This window comes from Pedococcus aerophilus (genome assembly GCF_039532215.1).
Lineage (GTDB): Bacteria > Actinomycetota > Actinomycetes > Actinomycetales > Dermatophilaceae > Pedococcus > Pedococcus aerophilus.
In genome coordinates this window covers 375,302-400,003 of the sequence record NZ_BAAARN010000003.1, presented here as the reverse complement: position 1 = coordinate 400,003, position 24,702 = coordinate 375,302, and the positions used below count along the sequence as shown (strand labels likewise).

The following is a 24,702-nucleotide window of genomic DNA, read 5'->3' as shown; positions in this document are numbered from 1 at the left end:
GATGCGTGCGCTGGTAGTTGCACGCGCCGCATACCGGCTCCGGAAACAGCATCCCTCCACGCCTGAAGGAACACCCATGCCCCTCGCCCTGCTCGCCCTGGCCCTCGGTGGCTTCGGGATCGGACTCACCGAGTTCGTCATCGCCGGACTGCTCCCGCAGGTGGCCGCCGACTTCGCCGTCGACGAGGCCACCGCCGGCTGGCTGATCTCCGGCTACGCCCTGTCCGTCGCGGTCGGGGCGATCGGCCTCACCGCGGCCGTGACCCGGTTCAACCGCAAGCACGTCCTCACCGCGCTCATGGTCCTGTTCATCGCCGGCAACCTCGTCTCCGCGCTCGCCGGGAGCTACGAGGTGATGCTGCTCGGTCGCGTCCTCGCCGCGCTGACCCACGGCGCATTCTTCGGCATCGGTGCCGTCGTCGCCGCGGGCCTGGTCGCCCCGGAGAAGAAGGCCGGGGCCATCGCGATGATGTTCGCCGGTCTGACCACCGCCAACGTCCTCGGTGTCCCGCTGGGCACCCTGCTGGGTCAGCAGCTCGGGTGGCGCTCGACGTTCTGGGCGATCGCCGTGATCGGTGTCGTCGCCCTGGTCGGCATGGCCACCCTCGTCCCCTCGCAGCCCGTGTCGGCGGACGAGCCGGGCCTGCGGCACGAGCTCGGGGCCTTCCGCTCGGGCCAGGTCTGGCTGTCGCTGCTCGTGACGGTCCTCGGGTTCGGTGGGATGTTCGGTGCCTTCACCTACATCGCGTACACGCTCACCGAGGTCAGCGGGTTCGCGTCCACGACCGTCCCGTGGCTGCTGGTGCTCTTCGGGCTCGGGCTTTTCGCCGGCAACTGGGCCGGGGGTCGTGCGGCCGACCGCTCCGTGCCCGTCACGCTCACCGTGGTGCTGGCTGGACTGACGGTCGTCATGGCCGTCTTCGCCGCCACGGCCGACTCGCCGGTGATGGCCGTGGTCGGCCTGGTGCTCATGGGGACGTTCGGGTTCGCCACCGTGCCGGGCCTGCAGATGCGGATCATGACGTATGCCGGGTCGGCCCCGACCCTGGCCAGCGGCGCCAACATCGCGGCCTTCAACGTGGGCAACGCCGCCGGTGCATGGCTCGGCGGCCTGACCATCAGCGCCGGCCTGGGCTACGCCTCGACCCTGTGGGACGGCGCGGCCCTGAGCCTCGGCGCGCTCGTGGTCCTGGTCGTGGCCGACCAGCTGGCCCGACGGACCCGTCGTGCCTCGGCCGCACGGAAAGCCGATGGCGCGGTCACCACGGCGCACGAGCCTGCCGCCGCTCAGGAGCCGTGCACGGTCTCCAACAGCGTCGCGTAGCGCTCGAGCACGGATCCACCGTCGTCATCCGACGGCGGGTCGAGGGTCTCCTCGACCGTCACCGTCCATGCCGGGGGCGCGTCGTCGCCGGACAGCACCCAGGCCGCTTGGCGGGCCGCGCCGAGGCCGACGTACTCACCCGGCGCGGGGATCGCGACGGGCACGCCGAACAGCGACGGGGCGATCGCGCGCACGGCCCGCGAGGCCGAGGCCCCTCCGATGAGGAGCACCCGCTCGACCGGCAGGCCGAGCCTGCGGACGTCCGACACCCCGGACACGAGGTTGGCGAGCATCCCCTCGACAGCAGCCCGGGCGAGGTTCTCGGGGGTGGCGTTCGACCGGGTCAGCCCGCCCAGGGTGCCCGTGGCGTCGGGCAGGCTCGGGCTGCGCTCGCCGTCGAGGTAGGGCAGCAGCGTCAGGCCGCCGGCTCCCGGCTCGGCAGCGAGGGCGAGCCGGTCGAGGCCGTCGAGGTCGGTGCCGAGGAGCTGCGCCGCCGCGGTGAGCACCCGGGCGGCGTTGAGGGTCGCCATGAGGGGCAGGTGGCCACCGGAGGCGCTGGCGAAGGAGGCGATCAGGCCGTTGGGGTCGGCCACCGGCTGGTCGGCGTCGGCGAACACGGCACCGCTGGTCCCGAGGGAGACGACGACGTCACCGGGACGCAGTCCCAGTCCGAGGGCCGCCCCGGCGTTATCCCCGGTCCCCGGCCCGACGACCATCCCGCCGTCTGTGCGCCCCGCGACCTCGTGGGGGCCGAGCACGTGGGGGACGCCGAAGACCCGTCCGAGGGCGAGCTCCTGGAGGTCGGGCAGGTAGGAGTCCGAGGTGCTCGAGAAGTAGCCCGTGCCCGACGCATCGCCGCGGTCGGTCGTGTAGCGCTCGAAACCGTTGCCCTGCTTGAGGATCTGCGCGGTCAGCCAGTCGTGCGGCAGCACGACGTCGTGGACCCGTGCCGCGTTCTCGGGCTCGTGGTCGGCGAGCCAGCGGACCTTGGTGACGGTGAAGCTCGGCACGAGGGCCATGCCCGTGCGCCGCACCCACTCCTGCGGCCCCCCCAGCTCGTCGGTGAGGTCACGCGCAGCCTGGGCGGAGCGGGTGTCGTTCCACAGCAACGCCTCCCGGATGACCTCGCCCGACTCGTCGAGCGCGCACATGCCGTGCTGCTGGCCCCCGACGGCGATGGCCGAGACGTCCTCGAGCAGCCCGTCGGCCGTGGCGGTCGTGTACGCCTCCCACCACCGGTCGGGGTGGACGGCAGTCCCGTCGGGGTGCGGTGCACGGCCGGAGCGCACGATCTCGCCCGTCGCGGCGTCGCAGACGACGACCTTGGTGGACTGGGTCGAGGAGTCGACCCCGGCGACGAGGGTGCGCGCGCCGTCAGCCACGGGTCGATCCGGTGGCAGCGGACGGTCGGGGGTCGATGACCGACTTGATCGCGCCCGCCGTGTCGCGGGCGGCGGTCAGGGCGGCAGCGGTGTCCTCGAGGGTGAACCGGCCGGTGACGAGATGCTCGAGGTCGACCTGTCCGGAGGCGGCCAGGGCGATGGCGGTCGGCCAGGTCCCGGCGTAGCGGAAGGTCCCGGTGACGACGAGCTCGCGCTCCTGGATGGTCGACAGCGGCAGGCTGATCTCGTCGCCGCCCATGCCGATGAGGACGGCCCGGCCCGCGGGGGCGAGCGCGCGGATCCCGTCCGCGGTGGCACCGGCGTGCCCCGAGCACTCGAGGAGGACCTGCGGAGCCGGCCCCGCGGCATACCCGTCGGCGATCGTCTCCGCGCCGGAGGTGATGGTGCGGGTCGCGCCGAGCTCGGTGGCCACGGCGAGGCGGTCGGCGTTGAGGTCGGCGACGACGATCTCGCTCGCCCCGGCGGCGCGCGCCACCATGACGCAGACGAGGCCGATCGGTCCCGCCCCGGTGACGAGGACCCGCGAACCCGGGCCGACACCACCCTTGTGGCAGGCCCAGACGCCGACCGACAGCGGCTCGAGGAGGGCTGCCGCCTCGTCGCTCACCGAGTCCGGGACCGGGTGGGCGAACGCGTGGTGGATCGCGACGAGCTCTGCGAGGGAACCGTCCACCGGTGGGGTCGCGTGGAAGACCATGTCGGGGCAGAGGTTGTAGCGACCGGCGAGGCACTGCTCGCACGCGCGGCACGGGACCCCCGGCTCGAGGGAGACGCGCTGACCGACGCGCGCCGGGTCGACGTCGGCGCCGACGGCCTCGACGACCCCCGAGGTCTCGTGGCCGAGGACGAGCGGCGACTCCACGACGAACCGACCGATCCGCCCGTGGTCGAAGTAGTGCGTGTCGGACCCGCAGACACCGACCGCGTGGACGCGCACCAGGACCTCGTCGGCGGCAGGTGTCGGGTCGGGTCGCTGCACCACCTCGACCTCGCCGGGACGGTTGAGGACGGCAGCACGCATCAGGTGGTCTCCATCGGTGGTGGGTCGGGCGGTGCGGGTGGGCCGGGTCGTGCGGGGTGGCTCAGGCCAGGTGCATCGGGCCGGGTGGATCAGGCGGGGCGGGCGTCGTCGTCCGCGCGGGCCTCCAGCGTCGCCCGTGCGCCGATGCCGTGCAAGCGTTCGAGCGCAGCGGTGTAGGCCGCAGCGAACCGCTCGTCGTCGGCGAGGTCGCCGAAGAGGTCGCGGTCGCGGAGGAAGGCCAGCGGGTCCTCGTCCTGCCTGGCCGCCGCCGCCATGACCCGGTCCTTGAGCCGGTCCACGACCTCGATCGGCTCGCCCTGCTCGTCGCGCCCCTCGGCATACCTCGCCCACGAGGCGACCACGAGCGCGGACCGCTCGATCTCGCCGCCGTCGCGCAGGTTCGCGCGGATCACCGGCCCCAGCCACTTCGGTATGCGGTCGGAGGACTCCGCGCACAGGCGCGCCAACGTGTCGCGCACCTCGGGGTTGGCGAACCGGGCGACGAGCTCGTGGCGGTAGGCGTCGAGGTCGACGTCGGGCACCGGCGGGAGCGTCGGGCTGCCCTCGCGCTCCATGTAGGCCAGCAGGAAGTTCGCGAACAGCGGGTCCTGGCAGACCTCGTGGGCGTAGCGGTACCCGGCGAGGTGGCCGAGGTAGCACAGGGCCTGGTGGCTGGCGTTGAGCAGCCGCAGCTTCATCAGCTCGTAGGGGACGACGTCGTCGACCATCTGCACACCGGCGTCCTCGAACGGCGGTCGCCCCTGGCCGAACCGGTCCTCGAGCGCCCACTGGGTGAAGGGCTCGCAGACCACGGGCCAGCCGTCCTCGACACCGAACTCGTCGGCGAGCCGCTCGATGTCCTCGGGCGCGGTGACCGGGGTGATCCGGTCGACCATGCAGTTGGGGAAGGCGACCTCCGACTCCATCCAGTCGGCCAGGGCGGGGTCCTTGAGCCGGGCGAAGGCGCAGATCATCTGCTTCGCGACGTCGCCGTTGTCGGGGAGGTTGTCGCAGCTCATCACCGTGAACGGCTCGAGCCCCTCGGCTCGACGTCGGGCGAGCGCTGCCGTGATGTAGCCGAAAACCGTCGAGGGGACTGCGTTCTCGACGAGGTCTGCCTGGATCGACGGGTCGTCGGCATCGAACTCGCCCGTCACCTGGTTGACGAGGTATCCGCCCTCGGTGATGGTCAGCGACACGATGCGCGTGCGCTCGTCGACGAGCCGGTCGACCACCGCCTGCGGGTCGTCGGGGGCGAACAGCAGCTCGACGATGCTCCCGATGACGCGGGGCTCGCGCCGGCCGTCGGGGTGCTTGACGACGAGGGTGTAGAGGCCGTCCTGGGCCTTGAGGGTGTCGATGATCCGACGGTCGTGGGGGAGGGCCCCCACCCCGCACAGGCCCCAGTCCAAGGCGGCGCCCTCGTTCATCAGGGCGTCGAGGTACATCGCCTGGTGCGCGCGGTGGAAGCCACCGACCCCGAAGTGGACGATGCCTGCGGTGACCTGCGACCGGTCGTACGACGGCCGGGCCACCCGCGCGTCCAGCTCACCGAGGTGCGCCTCGGCGAGCCGGACCGGCGTGGTGGGTGCGGTGGTGCTGTGGGTGTCCGTCCCCATTACTTGACGGCTCCCATCGACAGGCCCTGGACGAGCTTGTCCTGGGCGGCGAACCCGGCGGCGAGCACCGGCAGCGACACGACGAACGACGCCGCGCACACCTTGGCGAGGAACAGGCCCTGGCTGGTCACGAAGCCAGTCAAGAACACCGGGGCCGTCCCCGCCACCGTGCTGGTCAGCACGCGGGCCAGCAGCAGCTCGTTCCAGCTGAAGATGAAGCAGATCAACGCTGCCGACGCGATGCCGGGCATGACGACCGGCGCGACGATGTCCTTGAGGGTCCGGGTGAGCGACGCCCCGTCGACCGAGGCGGCCTCGAGCATCTCGACCGGCACCTCGGCGAGGAACGAGCGCAGCATCCAGATCGCGATCGGCAGGTTCATCGAGGTGTAGAGCAGGATCAGCCACCAGATGTTGTCGAGCAGCCCGACCGTCTGGGCGAAGAGGTAGAGCGGCAGGATGCCCGCCACGATCGGCAGCATCTTGGTGGAGAGGAAGAAGAACAGCACGTCCGTCCACTTCTTCACCGGCCGGATCGACAGTGCGTAGGCCGCCGGGAAGGCGAGCAGCAGCACGAGGGCGGTCGACAGGACGCTGGCCGTCAGCGAGTTGAGCAGCGGCGGCCAGGGACCGGCGTCGAAGAAGGAGCGGTAGCCGTCCAGGGACAGCGGCGCGAAGACGTCGGGCGGGTTCTTGGCCGCGTCGTTCTCGTTGTGGAACGACGTGAGGACCATCCACAGGACGGGGAGCGCGAAGAGGAACCCGATCACCCACGCCGCGGCCGAGAGCAGGACGCCGCTGCGTGGTGGCTTGGCGTGCCGCACCTCGGTATGGCGCGGTGTCCCGGACGTCGTGTCCGCCGAGGTGGTCCCGGCCCCGGTGGTGCCCGTGCCGGTGGTGTCGGTGGTGCTCATGCGTCCTCCTTGAAGAGGCTGAACGCGGTGCGCAGGGCTGCGGTCGCGATGAGGATCGTGCCGATGACGACCACGACACCGGCCGCGGAGGCCCGTCCGTAGTCCTGAGCGGTGTAGAAGGTCTGGTAGATGAAGTACGGCAGGTTCGCCGTGCCCAGACCACCGCTGGTGATGGTGAAGACGTGGTCGAAGTTCTGCACCACGTAGATGGCGCCGAGCAGCCCGGACAGCTCGATGTACTGGCGCAGGTGCGGCAGCGTCATCGACCGGAAGATCTGCAGCGAGCTGGCGCCGTCGATGCGAGCGGCCTCGACGACGTCGAGGGGTCGGCTCTGGAGCCCGGCCAGCAGGATGAGCATCATGAACGGCGTCCACTGCCACACCAGGGCGGCGATGACGGCGATGAGCGGGTTGTTGGTGATCCAGTCCGGCTGGGGTGCGTTCTCACCGAACACGGCCTTGAGCAGTCCGTTGAAGAGGCCGTACTCCGGGTTGTAGAGCGCGTGCTTCCACAGCAGGGCGGCAGCCACGGGGACGATGAGGAACGGCGTGATCATCATCGTGCGGACGATCCCCTGGCCCCGGAACTTGCGGTCCAGCAGGAGCGCGATGCCGAGTCCCAGCACCAGGCTGACGAGCACCACCGAGACGGTGAGCAGGATCGTCACGAAGACGGCCTGCCGGGTGTTGGTGTCGGTGAAGACCCGGGCGAAGTTGTCGAAGCCGGCGAACCCCCGCTCCTCGGGGTAGTAGGCGTTCCAGTTCATGAAGGAGATGACCAGCGTCGCCACGAACGGCAGCTGGGTCATGACGATCACGAAGATGAGCGCCGGCAGCAGCGGTGCCCGCCTCGCCCAGTCGCCCATGCGGCGCAGGGCCGCACTGGGCTCGGGTCCGCGGACCTGCTCGGCCCGTGGCTTCGTCGCGGTGCTCGACGACATCACTGCCCCCTCGACTGGTAGCGCTCGGCGACGTCCTCGGCGAGCTTCTGGCCCTTGTCGAGGGCCTCGTTGACGGTGGTCTTGCCGGCGATCGCCGAGCTCACGTCCTGGCTGACCTGCGTGCCGAGGTCGGGGAACTCCGGGATGTCGACGAACTGGATGCCGATCGCGGGTCGCGGCTGGACGCCGGGGTTCTCCGGGTCGGCCGCCTCGATCGCGGACTTCGTCGGCTCCGCGAAGGCCGAGGCCACCTTGAGGTAGTCGGCGTTCTCGTAGGTGGAGGCCCGCTTGCCGGCCGGCACCTTGGTCCAGCCGAGCTGGGTGCCCACGAGCTCCTCGTACTCCTTGCTGCTGGCCCAGGAGATGAACTTCCAGGCGTTGTCCTTCTTCGTGCTGGCCTGCTGGATGGACCAGGACCAGGCGTAGAGCCAGCCCGCGCTGTCGGTCTTGACGACCGGGGCAGGCGCGTACCCGAACTTGCCCTTGGTGGGGGAGTCGTCCGCCTCGAGCGAACCGGCGGCGGAGGTGGCGTCGTACCACATGGCCACGTTGCCCTGGACGAGGTTGTTGAGGCACTCGGTGAAGCCGGCCTGGGGTGCGCCGTTCTCGCCGTGGGCGCGGACGAGGTCGACGTAGAACTGCACGGCCTCCTTGAACTCCGGTGAGTTCACGCCAGGCGTCCAGTCCTTCTCGAACCACGTCCCGCCGAAGGTGTTGACGACCGTGGTGAGGGGGGCGAACAGCTGGCCCCAGCCGGGCTGGCCGCGCAGGCAGATGCCCTTCATCCCCGGCTCGGCGCCGTCGACCTTGGCCGCGATGTCGGCGACCTCCTGCCAGGTCGGCTTCTCGGGCATGGTGACGCCCTTCTTCTCCAGGACGTCCTTGCGGTACATCAGGAAGGAGGACTCGCCGTAGAACGGTTCGCCGTAGACCTTGCCCTCGCTCGACAGGGAGGTCGTCATCGGCTTCAGGATGTCGTCCTGGTCGAAGGCCGTGTCCTTGGCGAGGTAGTCGTCCAGCGGGGCGATCCACTTGGCCTTGGCGTAGATCGGGATCTCGAAGTTGCTGAGCGAGGCGACGTCGTACTGCCCGGCCTGGCTCGAGAACTCCTGGCTGATCTTGTCGCGGACGTCGTTCTCGGGGAGCACCGTGTAGTTGACCCGGATCCCCGTCTTCTTGGTGAAGTTGTCTGCGGTGAGCTTCTGCAGGTCGACCATCTGCGGGTTGTTGACCATCAGCACGTTGATGCTGTCGGCCCCGCCGCCACCTGCTCCGCCACCGCCCCACCCGGCACAGGCCGTGAGGCTGAGGGCCAGGCCGGTCGCTGATGCGACCAGCGCGGCCCGGGAGCTTCGACTACGCACGCGTCCTCCTCCGTCGCCTTTGACGGCTCTCGTTTGACTCGCGCTCATATGAGCGCGATGATGCCCAAACGAGTATCTTGAGTAAATCGACGCAACTGGTGCCTGTCAACGGCACCGGGGTGGGCGCGAATCGACGGAAGGGGTGGTCGTGGCCGACGACGGACCCGCGGAGCTGGTGCTGCTCGCTGCCGTGGCGCGCCGCCACTACCTGCACCACCAGTCCAAGGTGGAGATCGCCGACGAGCTCGGGATCAGCCGCTTCAAGGTGGCCAGGCTGCTCGAGTCGGCGCGTGAACGAGGCCTGGTCCGCATCGAGATCGTCCGCCAGGGCTCGCTCGACGTGGATGCCTCGGCGCGGCTGCAGGAACGGTTCGGCCTGACGCACGCCGTGGTCGTCGACACGGCCGACGCCGACCCGGGCGCGGTCCGGCAGCAGCTGGGTCGCGCCGCGGCCGACCTGCTCTCGGAGGTGCTCGTCGAGGACGACGTCCTCGGACTGCCCTGGTCCCGGAACGTGCACGCCATGGTGGGCGCGCTGACCTCGCTGCCCCGGGTCGAGGTGGTGCAGCTGACCGGCGCGATCGCCCTCCCCGACTTCGACAGCAGCGCCGTGGACGTCGTCAGGCGTGCCGCCCGTCTCGGGGGCGGAAGCGCCCGCGTCTTCTACGCGCCGTTTGTCCTGGACACCAAGGCGAGCGCCGATGCGTTGCGCCGCCAGCCGGCGGTGGCGGAGGGCCTGTCGCGGGCCTCCGCGGTGACGCACGCCGTCGTCGGGATCGGCCACTGGACCTCTGGTGGCTCGACCATCCACGATCTCCTCGACGCCCGCGAGCAACGGGAGCTGGCAGGGCGCGGCGTCGTGGGCGAGCTCGCGGGGGTGTTCTTCGACGGCAACGGAAAAGCGTTGCGCCCCAAGGTCGCTGCGCGGTTGATCACCATCGACGCAGACACGCTCGACGCCATACCGGAGGTCATCGCGGTGGCCTCCGGCGCAGCGAAGGGGTCGGCCGTGCGGGCCGCTCTCGAGGGCCGTCTGGTGCAGGGTCTCGTCGTCGACCACGAGCTGGCCGAGGCGCTCCTCGCCGACTGAGCCGACCCTCTCCCCGGCCGGCGCGACACGCCCGGGCCCTTGCGCAGGTCCGGGGTCCTCTGGCATGGTCGAACCAGCTTTGTAAGCGCTTTCAACGAGGAAGGCACCTGATGGCCACCGGTTCGGGACACCCGACGAGACACCCCGCTGGGGCGACGATCTACTCCGTCGCCGAGCGTGCCGGCGTCTCGATCGCCTCGGTGTCCCGCGTCCTCCAGGGGAGTCAGGCCGTCTCCGAGAAGACCCGCAAGCGCGTTCTCGAGGCCGCCGACGAGCTGCACTACGTGCCCCTGGCCGCCGCCCGCAGCCTCGCCGTCCGCCACCACGAGGCCCACGGCCTCGTCCTCCCCGAGCTCTCGGGTCCCTACTACTCCGAGCTCCTCATGGGTTTCGAGTACCGCGCCGCCGAGCTGGGGCAGAGCGTGGTGCTCATGCTCGCCGAGGGCAAGGCCGACCTGCCCCGGGCCGTGCGCAAGCTCGCCACCCGCGTCGACGGACTGGCCATGCTCGGCTCCTCGGCCATCCCGGACGAGACGGTCTCCGCCCTCGGGGGGAGCAAGCCCGTCGTCCTCATCGCCGGCGACGAGAAGGCCACCGTCGACACCGTGAGCTCGGAGAACACCTCGAGCGCCCGCGAGATCACCGCGCACGTGCTGGGCCACGGCCGGACCCGCCTGCTGTTCGTCGGCGACCCCACGGTCAGCCCAGACATCCGCGACCGCTACGCCGGCTTCGTGGCCGCCCACGCCTCCGCCGGGATCGTCGCCGCCGAGGCGGTCACGGTGTCGCTGCGCGAGGCCGACGGCACGGCGCTGGCCGACCGGCTGCTGCGAGGCGACCTCGAGGCCGACGCCCTCGTCTGCGCCAACGACGAGCTCGCCCTCGCCGTCATGGTGCGGCTGCGCGGCAGCGGCCTGCGCGTCCCCGAGGACGTCGCCGTCGTCGGCTGGGACGACGTCATGACCGCCCGCTACGTCGAGCCAGGGCTCACCACGGTCCGTCAGCCCGTCCGCGAGCTCGGGGCGCGGGCGTCGGACCTGCTGCACGAGCGCATCACCGGTTCGGCCGCCCCGCGTGGCGCGCAGGTGATCCCGACGCACCTCGTCATCCGCTCCTCCTGCGGGTGCCCGCCGCCGCCGGTGGCCGTGCGCGCCCTGCCCTAGCGGCACCCGGTGCCGCCCGAGCAGGGCGCACCCCCACTGCATACCCGTCCGTTCCCCTCACCCCGATGAAAGAGAGACACCCCGATGAGACGCACCTCTGCGATCGCGGTCGCCACCATGACCGCCGCCGCCCTCACGCTCACCGCGTGCGGACGTGACAGCGGTGGCGGTGACGCCGCCGCCGAGACCGGCAAGGAGATCAGCGCCGGCAAGGCCACGGGCACGATCACGGTCTGGGCGATGGGCGCCGAGGGCGAGAAGCTCCCCGCCCTCGCCAAGGACTTCGAGGCCGCCAACCCGGGCGCCAAGGTCAACGTCACCGCGATCCCGTGGGACGCCGCGCACGACAAGTTCACCACCGCGATCACGGCCGGCAAGACGCCGGACGCGGCCATGGTCGGCACCACGTGGATGGGTGAGTTCGCCGGGCTCGACGCGCTCGACCCGACGCCGAAGTCGATCGACACCACGCAGTTCTTCGAGGGCGCCCAGAACACCACCAAGGTGGGCGACACCTCCTACGGCATCCCGTGGTACGTCGAGACCCGCCTCGTCTACTACCGCACCGACCTGGCCGAGAAGGCCGGCTTCACCGAGGCCCCCAAGACCTGGGAGGAGCTCAAGGCGATGGCCAAGGGCATGCAGGACAAGGCCGGCGCCAAGTACGGCATCGGGCTGCAGGCCGGTGGCACCGGCTCCTGGCAGACCGTGATGCCGTTCGCCTGGTCCAACGGTGCGAAGCTCACCACGGACGACGGCAAGGGCTACAACTTCGACAGCCCCGAGATCAAGGAAGCCGTCGAGTACTACAAGAGCTACTTCGACGAGGGCATCGCCGACAAGGCCGCCCCCGCGACCCCGACCACCGAGCCGGACTTCGCCAGCGGCAAGGTCCCGATGTTCATCTCCGGCCCGTGGATGATGTCCGCGGTCGAGAAGGTCGGTGGCGAGGGCTTCAAGGACAAGTACGCCGTCGCGCCGATGCCCACGAAGAAGACGTCCTCGTCCTTCGTCGGTGGCTCCGACTTCGTCGTCTTCAAGAACTCCAAGCAGCGCGACACCGCGTGGAAGTTCGTGCAGTTCCTGGCCGACCCCAAGACCCAGGCCAAGTGGTACACCCAGTCCACCGACCTGCCGTCCGTGCAGACCGCGTGGCAGGACCCGTCGATCAGCGCCGACAAGAAGCTCGCCGTCTTCGGTGAGCAGCTCAAGACCGCCCAGGCCCCGCCGTCGTTCGCGACGTGGGAGCAGGTCGTCGCGCAGTTCGACACCGAGCTCGAGAAGGTCACCAAGCAGGGTTCCGACCCCGGCGCTGCGCTCAAGGCCGTGCAGTCGCAGGCGGAGTCCATCGGGACCGGCCAGTAGTCATGGCCGCCACATCAGAGGTCACCACTCGCGGGGAGGCCGACCAGACCGGTCCGTCGCCCCGCGGGGGGGCCGCGAAGACGCGCGGAGGCGCCTTCGGTGAGGGCCGGGCCGCCTGGCTCCTCGCCCTGCCGTTCTGCCTCCTGTTCCTCACCTTCACGGTGTGGCCGGTCATCCAGTCCCTGTTCATGAGCTTCACGGACACGCGGTCGCGGGACCTCAAGACCCCGTTCGCCGTCGACATCGTGGGGCTGGACAACTTCACCAAGGCGCTCTCGGACGAGCAGTTCCTGCAGTCCGCCCGCAACACCGCCTACTTCGTCCTCATCGGGGTGCCGCTCACCCTGACCATGGCGCTGGCCGCCGCCGTCGTCCTCGACCGCGGGATCACCAAGTTCCGCTCGGTGTTCCGCCTCGGGTTCTACCTCCCGGTCATCACCTCGATCGTCGCGGTCGCCGTCGTCTGGCGGTTCCTGCTCCAGGACGAGTACGGCCTCATCAACACCGCGCTCGGCTGGATCGGCATCGACGGGCCCAACTGGCTCGGCGACCCGAACTGGTCGATGCCGGCGCTGATCATGATGGCGTCGTGGCGCAACTTCGGCACCGCGATGATCATCTTCCTCGCCGGCCTCCAGGCCGTGCCGTGGATGCTCCACGAGGCTGCCGCCATCGACGGCGCCAGCGTGTGGCAGCGGTTCCGCCACATCACCCTGCCGATGCTGCGACCGACCATCCTCTTCGTCTCTGTCACCACCGGCATCGGCTACCTCCAGTTCTTCGAGGAGCCCTTCGTGATGACCAACGGTGGTCCGCTGAACAGCACGATCTCCATGTCGATGTACACCTACAAGCAGTTCGGCTTCGGCAACTACGGGTATGCCGCGTCGCTCAGCTACATCATCTTCATCGTCATCGCGGTCGTCACCGCCATCCAGTTCCGACTGCTGCGCGAGAAGGACTGATCGCCATGACCACGACTGCAGACAAGACCTCGACGCTCGCACCCGCGCCCAAGGCCCCCAAGGGGCGCTTCGGCCGGTCGGGCGGGAGCGCCGCCCCCGCCGGCACCAACGCCACGATGGCCGGCAGCAAGCAGTCGAGCCGCTGGTGGCTCTACGGCCTGCTCGTCGCCGCCCTCGTCGGTGTCGTCGCACCGTTCGTCTGGATGGTGCTCGGCAGCTTCAAGAGCGAGGGCGAGCTCCGCAAGACGCCCCCGACCTGGTGGCCCGAGACCGCGTCGCTCGACAACTACACGCAGCTGTTCTCACGCCTCGACTTCGGCACGTACTTCACCAACTCGATCGTCGTCGCCGTCTTCGTGACCGCGGGCAACCTGCTCTTCTGCTCGATGCTCGGGTACGCCCTGGCGATGCTGGACTTCAAGGGCAAGAAGGCGTTGTTCACCATCGTCATGGCGACGTTGATGATCCCCGGCGTGGTGACCTTCGTGCCGCTGTTCGTCCTCGTGGCGAACGCCGGGCTCATCGACAGCCTGCCCGGCCTGATCCTGCCGTTCCTCGTGAGCCCGTTCGGCGTGTTCCTGATGCGGCAGTTCATCTCCGGGCTCCCCCGGGACCTGCTCGACGCCGGTCGCGTCGACGGCGCGGGCGAGCTGCGCATCTTCGCGCGGATCATCCTGCCGCTGTGCGGCCCGGCCCTGGCGACCCTCGGCATCCTCACCTTCCTCGGCAGCTGGAACAACTTCCTGTGGCCGCTCGTGGTGGCGCAGTCCGAGGACAGCTACACCCTCCCGGTGGCCCTGGCGCTCTACTCCAAGGGGCAGAACAGCACGAACTACGGCCTGCTCCTCGCGGGCGCCACGGTGGTCGTGCTGCCCGTCCTCGCCGTCTTCCTCGCCTTCCAGCGCAAGTTCATCGAGGGCATCGCCACCACCGGCATCAAGTAGGCAGCCCCTGCGACCTACCGGGCGACCCGTCGGTCGCCCGGGCCCCGACCACCTGTACGGCACGAAGTGACCAATCCCAACCAAGGAGCATCACCCATGGCCAAGCTTCACCTCCCCACCTCGTCCCCCCTCGCCACGCCCCCGACGGCGTCCTCGGCCCTCGCGGCCGCGGGCCGTGTCTCCCCGAGCCGCCGCCAGCTGCTCGTCGGCGCGACTGCGGCAGCCGCCGTCGGCCTCACCGCCCAGCGCGCCTCGGCCGTCCCCGCGGCGTCAGCCCCGGTCCTGCTCGGTGCGGGTGCCGGAGCCGGTGTGCAGCGGGAACGGGTCCGCCGCTGGGCCAAGGACACCTGGCACAGCATGGTCGCGATGACCGACCCGAAGACCGGGCTCGTGGCCGACAACATCAACGAGGGCCTCACCGCCGGTGACCGCTCCGGCTACACCTCGCCGACCAACATCGGTGGATACCTCTGGTCGGCCATCGTGGCGCGGGACCTCGGCCTGATCACGCGCGGGGAGTGCACGCGCCGCCTCCGCCAGACGCTGAGCACCTTGCTGCGCATGGAGCACCACGAGCCCAGCGGCATGTACTACAACTGGTACGACGAGGCCACGGGCGAGAAGCTCACGTCCTGGCCGGGCAGCGGCGACCGGGTGTACCCGTTCCTGTCGAGCGTCGACAACGGCTGGCTCGGTGCGGCCCTGAAGGTCGTCATCACCGCCGACCCCGGTGCAGCGCCGCTGGCCAAGAAGCTGTTCGCGCGGATGCGCTGGGACGCCTTCTACGACCCCGATCCCACCAACCCGGGCAACCGTCCCGGCGGGCTCATGCACGGTGGGTTCAACCCCGAGCCGCCGCAGAACCCCGACGGCGCGTTCCTCGGCAACCACATCGGTGTCGGGCCGGACGTCTGGCTCTCCAAGCACCACTACGACACCACCGTGTCGGAGACCCGCATCACGAGCTACCTCGGCATCGCGACGGGCCAGGTCCCGGCGAAGCACTACTTCGCGTCCTGGCGCACCTTCCCGGCGTCCTGCGACTGGGCCTGGCCCGAGTCGCAGCCCGTCGGCGAGACTCGCACCTACCAGGGCCTCGACGTCTTCGAGGGCGCCTACACCTACCGCGGCATGCACATCGTCCCCGGCTGGGGCGGCTCGATGTTCGAGGAGCTCATGCCCGACGTCTTCGTCCCCGAGGCCAGCTGGGCACCCCGCAGCTGGGGCCTCAACCACCCCCTGCACGTCCGGGCCCAGCGCGAGCACGGCCTCGACGAGGCCGGGTACGGCTACTGGGGCTTCTCCCCGTCCAGCGACCCGTTCGCCGGCTACCGCGAGTACGGCGTCGACCGCCTCGGGATGAACCCGGAGGGCTACTTCTCCGACAAGGAGAAGACCAACGTCGACGTGGGCTTCGGCGAGTGCCGTGAGGGCACCAACCCCGACCCGAAGTTCGGCGACGGCGTCGTCACCCCGCACGCGTCGTTCCTCGCGATGATGCACGAGCCCGGGCACGCCTTCACCAACCTCGCCAAGATCGAGGACGAGCTCAAGGCCTACGGCAAGGGTGGCTTCTTCGACGCCGTCGCCGTGCACTCCGGCACGATCGCCCGGCGCTATCTGTCCCTCGACCAGGCGATGGTCATGGGTGCCATCGGCAACGTGTTGGCGGACAACGTGATCCGTCGTGCCTTCAGCACCCGCGACGTCGAGCGCCGCCTGCGTCCGGTCATCGGTGCCGAGGAGTTCGGCGCCGGCATCGCCTGAGCAGTGCGACCGCGTGACCGGCACGACTCAGTGACCGGCACGACCCAGTGACCGGTGCGCGGCCGGGGTTCCCCCCACCTCGGCCGCGCACCCCCTGACCCGGGGTGGCGACCGCGCCTGAGAGCGTGGTCCCACCCCGTCACCACGTTGAACCCCCGAGAGGAACCCTCCATGCAGCCGGCCCGCAAGACCTCACCCGATGGTGTCGAGTACCGCGACCTCAACGGCAACGGCCGGATGGACCCGTTCGAGGACCCGCGCCTGTCCGTCGAGCAGCGCGTCGAGGACCTCCTCGGACGGATGTCGTTGCAGGAGAAGGCCGGTCTGATGTTCCAGACGGTCATCGAGGCAGGGGCCGACGGCACCGTCCTGGAGCAGCCGGGGGCGATCAGCAAGTCGGCGACCAGCGAGGTCGTGCTGGCCAAGCACCTCACGCACTTCAACGTGCACGCCCTCGAGGACGCGACGATGGCGGCGCGGTGGCACAACGCCCTCCAGGCGCTGGCCGAGCAGACGCCGCACGGCATTCCGGTCACCGTCTCGACCGACCCCCGCCACGCGTTCATCGAGAACGCCGGGGTCTCCTTCTCCGCCAAGGCGTTCTCGCAGTGGCCCGAGCCCCTCGGCCTCGCCGCCCTGCGCGACGTCGACGCCGTCCGGGAGTTCGGTGACATCGCCCGCCAGGAGTACCGCGCCGTCGGGATCCGCGCGGCGCTGCACCCCACGCTGGACCTCGCCACCGAGCCGCGGTGGGCCCGCCAGGCCGGGACCTTCGGGCAGGACCCCGACCTCGTCACCGAGCTGGGCGTCGCCTACCTCAAGGGGTTCCAGGGCGACTCGCTCGGCCCGGACAGCATCGCCTGCACGAGCAAGCACTTCCCCGGAGGCGGACCGCAGAAGGACGGCGAGGACGCCCACTTCCCGTACGGCCGTGAGCAGGTCTACCCCGGCGGGCGCTTCGCCGACCACCTCAAGCCGTTCCCCCCGATGATCGAGGCCGGGACGGCCGGGATCATGCCCTACTACGGCATGCCGATCGCCCTCGAGATCGACGGCGAGAAGATCGAGGAGGTCGGCTTCGGCTACAACCGCCAGATCGTCACCGGCCTGCTGCGCGAGAAGCTCGGCTACGACGGAGTCGTCGTCACCGACTGGGAGCTCGTCAACGACAACCACGTCGGTGACCAGGTGCTGCCCGCCCGCGCCTGGGGCGTCGAGCACCTCGACCCGCACGGCCGGATGGAGCTCATCCTGCACGCCGGGGCCGACCAGTTCGGTGGCGAGGAGTGCGTCGACATCCTCCTCGAGCTGGTTGCCGACGGTCGTGTCACCGAGGAGCGCATCGACGAGTCCGCCCGCCGCCTGCTCGCGGTGAAGTTCCGCCTCGGCCTGTTCGACGACCCCTACGTCGACGAGGAGGCGGCGGGGCAGACCGTGGGCCGGGCCGACTTCCGCGCCGCGGGCCACGCCGCCCAGGCCCGTTCCGTCACCGTCCTCCAGAACGGCACGGGATCGCGGGCGCCGGCGCTGCCCTTCGCCCCCGGCGCGCGCATCTACGCCGAGAACGTGTCGACGTCGGCGGTCAAGGCGGTCGGCGTGCCCGTCGCCAGCCCGGCTGACGCCGATGTCGCGGTCGTGCGGCTGCTCGCGCCGTTCGAGGCGCGCAGCGACCTCTTCCTCGAGTCCTGGTTCCACCAAGGCTCCCTGGACTTCCCGCCCGGCCTGGTCGCGCGCCTGGCCCGCATCGCCGCGCAGTGCCCGTTGGTCATCGACGTCGTCCTCGACCGGCCCGCCATCCTCACGCCGTTGCTGCCGTTCGCCTCGGCCGTGGTGGGCAGCTACGGCTCGAGCGACACGGCGCTGCTCGACGCGCTCACCGGTGCCGTCGCGCCGCAGGGCCGGTTGCCTTTCGACCTGCCGCGCTCGATGGAGGACGTGCGTCGTCACGGCGAGGACGTGCCGGGGTTCGAGGACCCGCTGTTCGCGTTCGGCCACGGCCTGCCCCTCGACTCGGGCGCCGGACCGGCCTGACCGGCACCTGACCGGCTCGGACCCTTCGGGTCTACCCATTCGAGCACTCGTCCCTTTATGTTTAAGCCGTGAACCCATCCCAGGCGGCACCCGGCTCGCAGGCGTCCCTGCGTGAAGCCAACCGCCTTCGCGTCCTCGAGGCCCTGCGGGACCAGGGGGCGATGACGCAGGTCGAGATCGCGGGCTTCACCGGCCTCAGCCCGGCCACCGTCTCCAACCTCGTGCGCGACCTCGACACCGCCGGTGCGGTCGAGCTCGAGCCGAGCATCCGGAACGGGCGACGGGCGGTCCTGGTCTCGCTCGCGACCGGCAACACGCTGCTCGCGGCGATCGCCTTCGGCGACCGTGACGTGCGCGTCGCCATCGGCACCGGACCGCGCGACATCGTGGGGCGCCAGCGCATGCCGCTGCCCGCCGACCACGCCGCCGACGAGGGTATGGAGCGCGCGTCCCGCCTGCTCCTCGACCTCGTCGAGAAGGCCGGCAAGACGATGGACGACGTGCGCGCCGTCGGTGTCGGCATCCCGGCCCCGGTCGACCGCATCTCGGGCCAGGTCGGCAGCCAGAGCATCCTGCCCGGCTGGCGCGGGGTCGCGGTCGCCGACGAGATGGCCGGCCGTCTCCAGGCGCCGGTCATCGTCGACAACACCTCCAACCTCGCGGCACTCGGTGAGCTGAGGTGCGGTGTGCTGCAGGGCATCCAGCACGCGGTCTACATCAAGCTCTCGCACGGTGTGGGCGCCGGACTCATCCTCGACGGCGAGATCTTCCGCGGCGCGGCCGGGACGGCGGGCGAGATCGGCCACATGACGATCGACGAGAACGGCCCGGTCTGCCGCTGCGGGAACCGCGGCTGCCTCGAGACCTACATCGGGTCGCGTGGCCTGCTCGAGGTGCTGTCCGCCTCGCACGGCCCCCTCAGCCTGCGCGACGTCATCCACCGGGCGCTCGACGGCGACCCGGGGTGTCGACGCGTCCTGGAGGACGCCGGGCGCCACCTCGGAGTGGCCGTGGCCGGCGTGGTCAACCTCGTCAACCCCGAGGTCGTCGTGCTCGGGGGACAGCTCGCCAAGGTGGGGACGATCATCACCGGGCCCCTGCGCGCCTCCCTGGAGCGCTGCGCCATACCCAGTGCCGCCGCCTCGGTCGAGGTGGTCCTCGGGGAGCTCGACACCGATGCCGACGTGGTGGGTGCGCTGGTCTCCGCGGCGGCTCTGTTGCCGGCCAACGAGGGTGTCCTCGTGGGTGCCGCGTCTATTTCTTGAATTCAACTCTTGACGCCAATGGGTGTGCGGCGCTTAACTCAACCCATAGCCCGCACCACCGTGGATGAGGGTGTCTGACCAAGGGAGTTCAGCTATGCCCACCCGTTCCGTTCGTCTCGCCGGGGCCGCTCTGGTGGCTGGCCTCGGCCTCGCAACGATCGCCGCCTGTGGGAGCGGTGACGACTCGTCCGGCTCCTCGTCCTCGGGCGGTGGCGACTCGGCCAAGAAGATCGCCTTCCTGCTGCCGGAGTCCAAGACCACGCGCTACGAGACCTTCGACCGCCCGCTGTTCGAGGCCGCGGTCAAGAAGGACTGCGCCGCCTGCGAGATCATCTACAGCAACGCCGACCAGGACGCGAGCAAGCAGCAGCAGCAGGCCGAGGCCGCGCTGACGCAGGGCGCCAACGTCCTCGTCCTCGACCCGGTCGACGGCAAGGCTGCCGCCGCGATCGCCGCCAGCGCCAAGGGCCAGGGTGTCCCGGTCGTGGCCTACGACCGCTTCATCGCCGGTGTCGACTACTACGTCTCCTTCGACAACGAGAGCGTCGGCAAGCTCCAGGCCCAGACCCTGGTCGACATCCTCAAGAAGGACGGCAAGACCTCCGGCGACATCGTCATGATCAACGGTTCGCCGACCGACCCCAACGCCGCCAGCTTCAAGAAGGGCGCGCACAGCGTCATCGACACGAGCGGCTTCAAGGTCGCGGCGGAGTACGACACCCCGGACTGGAGCCCCGACAAGGCCCAGGCGTGGATGGAGGGGCAGATCTCCGCGGTCAAGGGCAACCTCGTCGGCGTCTACGCCGCCAACGACGGCACCGGCGGCGGCGCGATCGCTGCCCTCAAGGGAGGCGGCGTCAACCCCCTCCCGCCGGTCACCGGTCAGGACTCCGAGCTCGCCGCCATCCAGCGGATCCTCTCGGGCGACCAGGCCATGACCATCTACAAGCCGATCCCGCCGGAGGCCGAGGCTGCTGCCAAGGCCGCGATCGCCCTGGCCAACAAGCAGAAGCCGGCCTCGACGGCCGACACCGAGGGCGTCCCCTCGACGATCCTGGACCCGATCGCCGTCACCAAGGACACGATCAAGGACACGATCATCAAGGACAACGTCTACAAGGTCGCCGACATCTGCACCGGTTCGTTCGCCGCGGCGTGCACCGCTGCCGGCATCAGCTGACCCAGCGAGCACCGATCGCCCTCACGGGTGGGAACGCGCCGACCGGCGCGTTCCCACCCGCAGGCACAACCGGCCCCACCAGAACCACCGAAGGACGGACATGACCGCCACCCTCTCGCCGGCCACGACGGCTGTGCTGTCGCTGACCGGAGTCAGCAAGCGCTTCGGTGCCGTGCAGGCACTCAAGGACATCGACTTCGACGTCCACGCCGGGGAGGTGGTCGCCCTCGTCGGTGACAACGGCGCGGGCAAGTCCACGCTCGTCAAGACCATCGCCGGGGTCTACACCCCCGACGGCGGCACGATGCTGTTCGACGGCAAGGAGGCCAGCGTCTCCAGCCCCGCCGAGGCGCAGCACCTCGGCATCGCGACGGTCTTCCAGGACCTCGCCCTGTGCGACAACCTCGACGTCGTCGCCAACCTCTTCCTCGGCCGCGAGCTCTACACCGGTCGCGCGCTCGACGAGGTGACCATGGAGCAGGAGTCCTGGCGGCTGCTGCGCCAGCTCAGCGCCAAGATCCCGTCCGTGCGCATCCCCGTCGCGAGCCTCTCCGGCGGCCAGCGCCAGACCGTGGCCATCGCCCGGTCGCTGCTCGGGGCACCCAAGGTCGTCATGCTCGACGAGCCGACCGCGGCGCTCGGTGTCGCCCAGACCGCCGAGGTGCTCAACCTCGTCGAGCGCCTGCGCGAGAACGGCCTCGGCGTCATCCTCATCAGCCACAACATGTCCGACGTCATGGCCGTGGCCGACCGTGTCAGCGTGCTGCGCCTCGGGCGCAACAACGGCACGTTCGCCGTCAGCCAGACCACCAGCCAGGAGATCATCGCCGCCATCACGGGCGCGACGACCAACGCCGTGTCGAAGCGGGCGGCCCGCCGCGAGTCCACGGACGGCGACACCGCCCCGGCCGCGCAGGCCCCGGACACCCGATCGGACGCCAGCGCGTCCACGCAGGAGGAGCAGTCATGAGCGCGTCCACCCCCACCCCGGAGGTGCAGTCCGCCGACGCGACGGCCGCCCTGCCCGCGGACCTGCAGGACGAGCGGCTCATCGCGTCCCAGGGCGTCGGCGGCTTCCTGCGCGCGTTCCTGTCCCGGCTGCGCAGTGGTGACCTCGGGTCGCTGCCCGTCGTCGTCGGCCTCATCGTCATCTGGGGCGTCTTCCAGATCGCGAACGACGCGTTCCTCTCCAGCCGCAACCTCGTCAACCTCACCCAGCAGAGTGCAGCCACCGGCACGATCGCCCTCGGCATCGTCCTGGTGCTGCTGCTCGGTGAGATCGACCTGTCGGTCGGCTCGATGAGCGGACTGGCCGCGGCCATCCTCGCCGTCGGGTTCGTCGGCCACGGCTGGTCTCTGTGGGTGGCCATCCTCGCCGCCCTGGCCTCCGGCGCGGTCATCGGAGCGATCTACGGACTGCTCTACACCCGGTTCGGTGTGCCGAGCTTCGTCATCACGTTGGCCGGGTTGCTCGCCTTCCTCGGACTACAGCTCAAGGTGCTGGGCAAGGAGGGGTCGATCAACATCCCGTTCGACTCCGGCCTGGTGAAGTTCGCCCAGGCGAGCTTCCTCTCGGACGCCGTCGCCTACGTCCTCGTGCTCGTCGTGGTCGGTGTGTATGTCGCGACGCGGCTGCGCGCCAACCAGCGCCGCACCGCTGCCGGCCTGTCCACGACCCCCGTGGTCACCCTGGCGCTGCGTGCGGTGGCCCTGCTCGTCCTCCTCGGCATCCCGGTGTACGTCCTCAACCGTGACCGCGGCGTCTCCTACATGTTCCTGCTGTTCGTCGCGCTGGTCGTCGTCTTCGACTTCGTGATCCGCCGGACCCGTTGGGGCCGTTCGGTGCTCGCCATCGGTGGCAACGTCGAGGCAGCCCGCCGCGCGGGCATCAACGTGCGCCGCGTCTACGTCACGGTCTTCGTGTTCTGCTCCACGCTGGCGGCCCTCGGTGGCCTGCTCGCGGCCGGTCGACTCGCGTCGGCCAACCAGGGCAGCGGCGGCGTCGACACCAACCTCAACGCCATCGCCGCGGCCGTCATCGGTGGCACCAGCCTCTTCGGTGGCCGCGGCACGGCCTACTCGGCCCTGCTCGGCATCCTCGTGATCCAGTCGATCTCGAACGGCCTCAGCCTGGTCAACCTCGGCTCCCCGGAGCGCTACATGATCACCGGTGGCGTCCTGCTGCTCGCGGTCATCGTCGACTCCCTGAGCCGTCGCAGCCGCGCCGCCCACGGTCGCGCCTGATCCCGAACGCCGACGCGGCGCCATACCTCACAGGTATGGCGCCGCGTCCGTGCGTGCGGGGTCCCGTCGTCAGCGGGTGGCCGACTCCTGCTCGGTGGCGCCCTGCTCCTGCGCCTGCTGCTGGGCCTGGCGCTGCGACCACTCGCGGTCGGCCGCGTCGATGCTGGCCCGGCTGGACAGGTCGACACCGGCGCGCTTCGCTGCTGCCCTGATCTCTGGCGAGCTCAGGTCGGGGGCGCGGAAGACCTTCGGCTCGATCGTGGAATCCGCTGCCGCGTAACGCTTCTGCTGGTCGGCGAGTCGGGTGCTGCTGGCCTCGGCGGTGCGCAGGGTGGTGGAGGAGATCTTGAGGGTGCTGCCCGTCAGCGGCGTGCTGACGAGCGGGGCGTACCCGTCGCGGTGCCCGGCGACGTTGGGGTGGTAGCTGTCGCTGATCGGGTTCGACAGGCCGTTGAGCCACTCGACGGAGTCGCAGACCGCGTGCCCGGTGAACCGGCTGGTGGGGTTGGCGAAGGTGAACCCCTTCGCTGCGGCAGCCGAGGCGGTCCTGCTGTTGAGCAGGTCGGCGGTCGCGTTGAGCCGGGCCTCCTCCGCGGGGGAGAACCACGTCAACGCGTTGCAGTCCTCGCCCATGAAGATGCGGGGGTAACCGACGACGACGACCTTGGCGTTCGGGGCCTTGGACCTTATCGAGGAGTAGAGCGTCGACAGCCGGCCGGGGAGCGTGGTGTTGACGATCGCCTGGGCGTCGTCGATGGCGCCGTCGCAGTCGCTGGCCCATCCCGGCTGGGCGCACTCGGTGAGGACGTCGGCGAACCCGGCGTCGTTGCCGCCCACCGAGATGCTCACCTGGGTCGTCGACGAGGAGAGCGCGCTGAGCTGGGTGTTGGTGACGTCGGCGACGGTCGCGCCGGAGCAGGCCCGGAAGTTCAGCGTCAGGCCCTTGCTCGCGGAGACGAGGGAGGGGTAGGCGTACACCGACCGCTGGCAGGCCGTCCCGTCGTTGATGTAGCTGCGGGTGCCCGTGCCTGACGAGTACGAGTCGCCTAGTGCGACATAGGAACCCGCTGCCTGAGCGGGTGCTGCTGACAACGTGAGCGCGGTGCCGGCCATCAGGGCCGTGATCGCGCCGAACGTCCGGGTCATCGCCATTGACTACTCCCTGAGGTCCACTGATCGGTGCCTCGCACAGTAGGGCGGGCGGGTGCTTCGTGACGGTTCGGCACCGAACCCTTGCCAACTTCTTACCGCGCCCTGACAGACTCGCGATCCATGTGGCGTGAACTGCTCCTGGGGTTGGCCGCGGGTCTCGCCGTCACGTGGCTCGCCCTGCTGGTGGCGCTGCTCCTGGTCCGGCCCAAGGGGTCGCTGCTCACCGAGTCGCTGCGCCTGCTGCCGGACCTCCTGCGGCTCCTGCGCGACGTGGCGGCGGACTCGTCCCAACCCCGTGGCGTGCGGGTGCGGCTCGGGCTGCTGCTCGGGTACCTCGCGATGCCCTTCGACCTCGTGCCCGACTTCCTCCCCGTCATCGGGTATGCCGACGACGTGGTCGTCGTCGTGTGGACCCTGCGCTCGGTGGCGCGGTCCGTCGGCCTCGACGAGCTGCGGCGGCACTGGCGGGGGAGCGACGACGGTTTCGCTGCCCTGTGCCGTGTCGCGGGCCTGGTGCCGCGGCCCTGACCTGCACGGATGTGGCTGCAGGGGTGGCGCCGTGCGGTGAAGTGCAATAGGAAGGACGAGGCGGCAGGTGTGCTGTCGCCCAGCAGGCACGACGACTGACAAGGGAGCACAGCCATGAGCGAGACCCCTCTCACCCCCGTGGACCCCGAGGCCACCGGCGAAGGCCCGGCCGACGGCGGCGCCAACCCGGGCGGACACGACGGCGGCGCTGACGGTGGAGCCGACGGCGGCGCGGGCGAGGGCCCGGCTGACGGTGGTGCCAACCCCGGCGGACACGACGGTGGCGCGGACGGCGGTGCCGACGGCGGAGCTGACGGCGGCGCTGACGGTGGAGCCGACGGCGGCGCGGGCGAGGGCCCGGCTGACGGTGGTGCCAACCCGGGCGGACACGACGGTGGCGCCGACGGCGGAGCCAGCTAGGA

At 70.5% G+C, this 24,702-nt stretch carries 21 protein-coding genes; 14 read left to right on the top strand and 7 right to left on the bottom strand.

Annotated elements, in window-relative coordinates:
- The first annotated feature begins 76 nt into the window (after positions 1–76).
- On the top strand, positions 77–1,324 hold the full coding sequence (locus ABD286_RS13995; protein ID WP_344194500.1) for an MFS transporter: 1,248 nt from the start codon (positions 77–79) through the stop codon (positions 1,322–1,324).
- On the opposite strand, the gene ABD286_RS13990 is transcribed toward ABD286_RS13995, so the two are convergent.
- The 6 genes from ABD286_RS13990 to ABD286_RS13965 all read right to left on the bottom strand — a co-directional run bounded on the left by ABD286_RS13990 (position 1,288) and on the right by ABD286_RS13965 (position 8,586).
- Positions 1,288–2,706, bottom strand: a complete 1,419-nt coding sequence (locus ABD286_RS13990) for a xylulokinase (RefSeq protein ID WP_344194498.1) — start codon at positions 2,704–2,706, stop codon at positions 1,288–1,290. The two genes, ABD286_RS13995 and ABD286_RS13990, sit on opposite strands and share 37 nt — an antisense overlap.
- Complete coding sequence (locus tag ABD286_RS13985) at positions 2,699–3,748, bottom strand: NAD(P)-dependent alcohol dehydrogenase (RefSeq protein WP_344194496.1); 1,050 nt, start codon at positions 3,746–3,748, stop codon at positions 2,699–2,701. Before ABD286_RS13985 ends, ABD286_RS13990 begins: the two co-directional genes overlap by 8 nt.
- An 89-nt stretch (positions 3,749–3,837) precedes the next feature.
- Complete coding sequence (locus ABD286_RS13980) at positions 3,838–5,367, bottom strand: mannitol dehydrogenase family protein (RefSeq protein ID WP_344194494.1); 1,530 nt, start codon at positions 5,365–5,367, stop codon at positions 3,838–3,840.
- A complete protein-coding gene (locus ABD286_RS13975) occupies positions 5,367–6,281 on the bottom strand; it encodes a carbohydrate ABC transporter permease (RefSeq protein ID WP_344194492.1) in 915 nt (304 codons plus the stop codon). Before ABD286_RS13975 ends, ABD286_RS13980 begins: the two co-directional genes overlap by 1 nt.
- Positions 6,278–7,222 carry a carbohydrate ABC transporter permease gene (locus tag ABD286_RS13970; protein ID WP_425565386.1) on the bottom strand — a complete coding sequence of 315 codons (945 nt, stop codon included), beginning with the start codon at positions 7,220–7,222 and terminating at the stop codon, positions 6,278–6,280. Before ABD286_RS13970 ends, ABD286_RS13975 begins: the two co-directional genes overlap by 4 nt.
- Entirely contained in the window at positions 7,222–8,586 is a 1,365-nt protein-coding gene (locus ABD286_RS13965) for an ABC transporter substrate-binding protein (RefSeq protein WP_344194490.1), read from the bottom strand. Before ABD286_RS13965 ends, ABD286_RS13970 begins: the two co-directional genes overlap by 1 nt.
- A gap of 148 nt (positions 8,587–8,734) precedes the next feature.
- Here ABD286_RS13965 and ABD286_RS13960 point away from each other — a divergent pair, with 148 nt between their 5' ends.
- From ABD286_RS13960 to ABD286_RS13910, 11 genes are all read left to right on the top strand, one after another.
- Positions 8,735–9,676: a sugar-binding transcriptional regulator gene (locus ABD286_RS13960; protein ID WP_344194488.1), complete on the top strand. Its 942-nt coding sequence runs from the start codon at positions 8,735–8,737 to the stop codon at positions 9,674–9,676.
- Between the two features lie 110 nt (positions 9,677–9,786).
- Positions 9,787–10,839, top strand: a complete 1,053-nt coding sequence (locus tag ABD286_RS13955; RefSeq protein WP_344194486.1) for a LacI family DNA-binding transcriptional regulator — start codon at positions 9,787–9,789, stop codon at positions 10,837–10,839.
- An 84-nt stretch (positions 10,840–10,923) separates the two neighbouring features.
- Complete coding sequence (locus tag ABD286_RS13950) at positions 10,924–12,204, top strand: sugar ABC transporter substrate-binding protein (protein ID WP_344194484.1); 1,281 nt, start codon at positions 10,924–10,926, stop codon at positions 12,202–12,204.
- 2 nt (positions 12,205–12,206) lie between these two features.
- On the top strand, positions 12,207–13,169 hold the full coding sequence (locus ABD286_RS13945; protein ID WP_344194482.1) for a carbohydrate ABC transporter permease: 963 nt from the start codon (positions 12,207–12,209) through the stop codon (positions 13,167–13,169).
- A gap of 5 nt (positions 13,170–13,174) precedes the next feature.
- The gene (locus ABD286_RS13940; RefSeq protein ID WP_425565385.1) at positions 13,175–14,113 is read left to right on the top strand and encodes a carbohydrate ABC transporter permease; all 939 of its coding nucleotides are present in this window, start codon (positions 13,175–13,177) and stop codon (positions 14,111–14,113) included.
- A gap of 96 nt (positions 14,114–14,209) precedes the next feature.
- A complete protein-coding gene (locus tag ABD286_RS13935) occupies positions 14,210–15,880 on the top strand; it encodes a glucoamylase family protein (protein WP_344194480.1) in 1,671 nt (556 codons plus the stop codon).
- Between the two features lie 171 nt (positions 15,881–16,051).
- Positions 16,052–17,911 carry a glycoside hydrolase family 3 protein gene (locus ABD286_RS13930; RefSeq protein ID WP_344194478.1) on the top strand — a complete coding sequence of 620 codons (1,860 nt, stop codon included), beginning with the start codon at positions 16,052–16,054 and terminating at the stop codon, positions 17,909–17,911.
- 68 nt (positions 17,912–17,979) lie between these two features.
- Positions 17,980–19,176: an ROK family transcriptional regulator gene (locus ABD286_RS13925; protein ID WP_344194476.1), complete on the top strand. Its 1,197-nt coding sequence runs from the start codon at positions 17,980–17,982 to the stop codon at positions 19,174–19,176.
- A gap of 94 nt (positions 19,177–19,270) precedes the next feature.
- A complete protein-coding gene (locus tag ABD286_RS13920) occupies positions 19,271–20,356 on the top strand; it encodes an ABC transporter substrate-binding protein (protein WP_344194474.1) in 1,086 nt (361 codons plus the stop codon).
- Between the two features lie 100 nt (positions 20,357–20,456).
- Positions 20,457–21,326, top strand: coding sequence for an ATP-binding cassette domain-containing protein (locus tag ABD286_RS13915; protein ID WP_344194472.1), 870 nt, complete (start codon positions 20,457–20,459; stop codon positions 21,324–21,326).
- Positions 21,323–22,600 (top strand): sugar ABC transporter permease, encoded by a 1,278-nt coding sequence (locus tag ABD286_RS13910; RefSeq protein WP_344194470.1) that lies wholly within the window; start codon positions 21,323–21,325, stop codon positions 22,598–22,600. Before ABD286_RS13915 ends, ABD286_RS13910 begins: the two co-directional genes overlap by 4 nt.
- A gap of 69 nt (positions 22,601–22,669) precedes the next feature.
- On the opposite strand, the gene ABD286_RS13905 is transcribed toward ABD286_RS13910, so the two are convergent.
- Complete coding sequence (locus ABD286_RS13905; protein ID WP_344194468.1) at positions 22,670–23,752, bottom strand: SGNH/GDSL hydrolase family protein; 1,083 nt, start codon at positions 23,750–23,752, stop codon at positions 22,670–22,672.
- Positions 23,753–23,872: 120 nt separating this feature from the next.
- On the opposite strand from ABD286_RS13905, the gene ABD286_RS13900 reads away from it, so the two are divergent.
- Both ABD286_RS13900 and ABD286_RS13895 read left to right on the top strand, forming a co-directional pair.
- The gene (locus tag ABD286_RS13900; RefSeq protein WP_344194466.1) at positions 23,873–24,280 is read left to right on the top strand and encodes a YkvA family protein; all 408 of its coding nucleotides are present in this window, start codon (positions 23,873–23,875) and stop codon (positions 24,278–24,280) included.
- A gap of 114 nt (positions 24,281–24,394) precedes the next feature.
- Entirely contained in the window at positions 24,395–24,700 is a 306-nt protein-coding gene (locus tag ABD286_RS13895; protein ID WP_344194464.1) for a hypothetical protein, read from the top strand.
- Positions 24,701–24,702 lie beyond the last annotated feature (2 nt).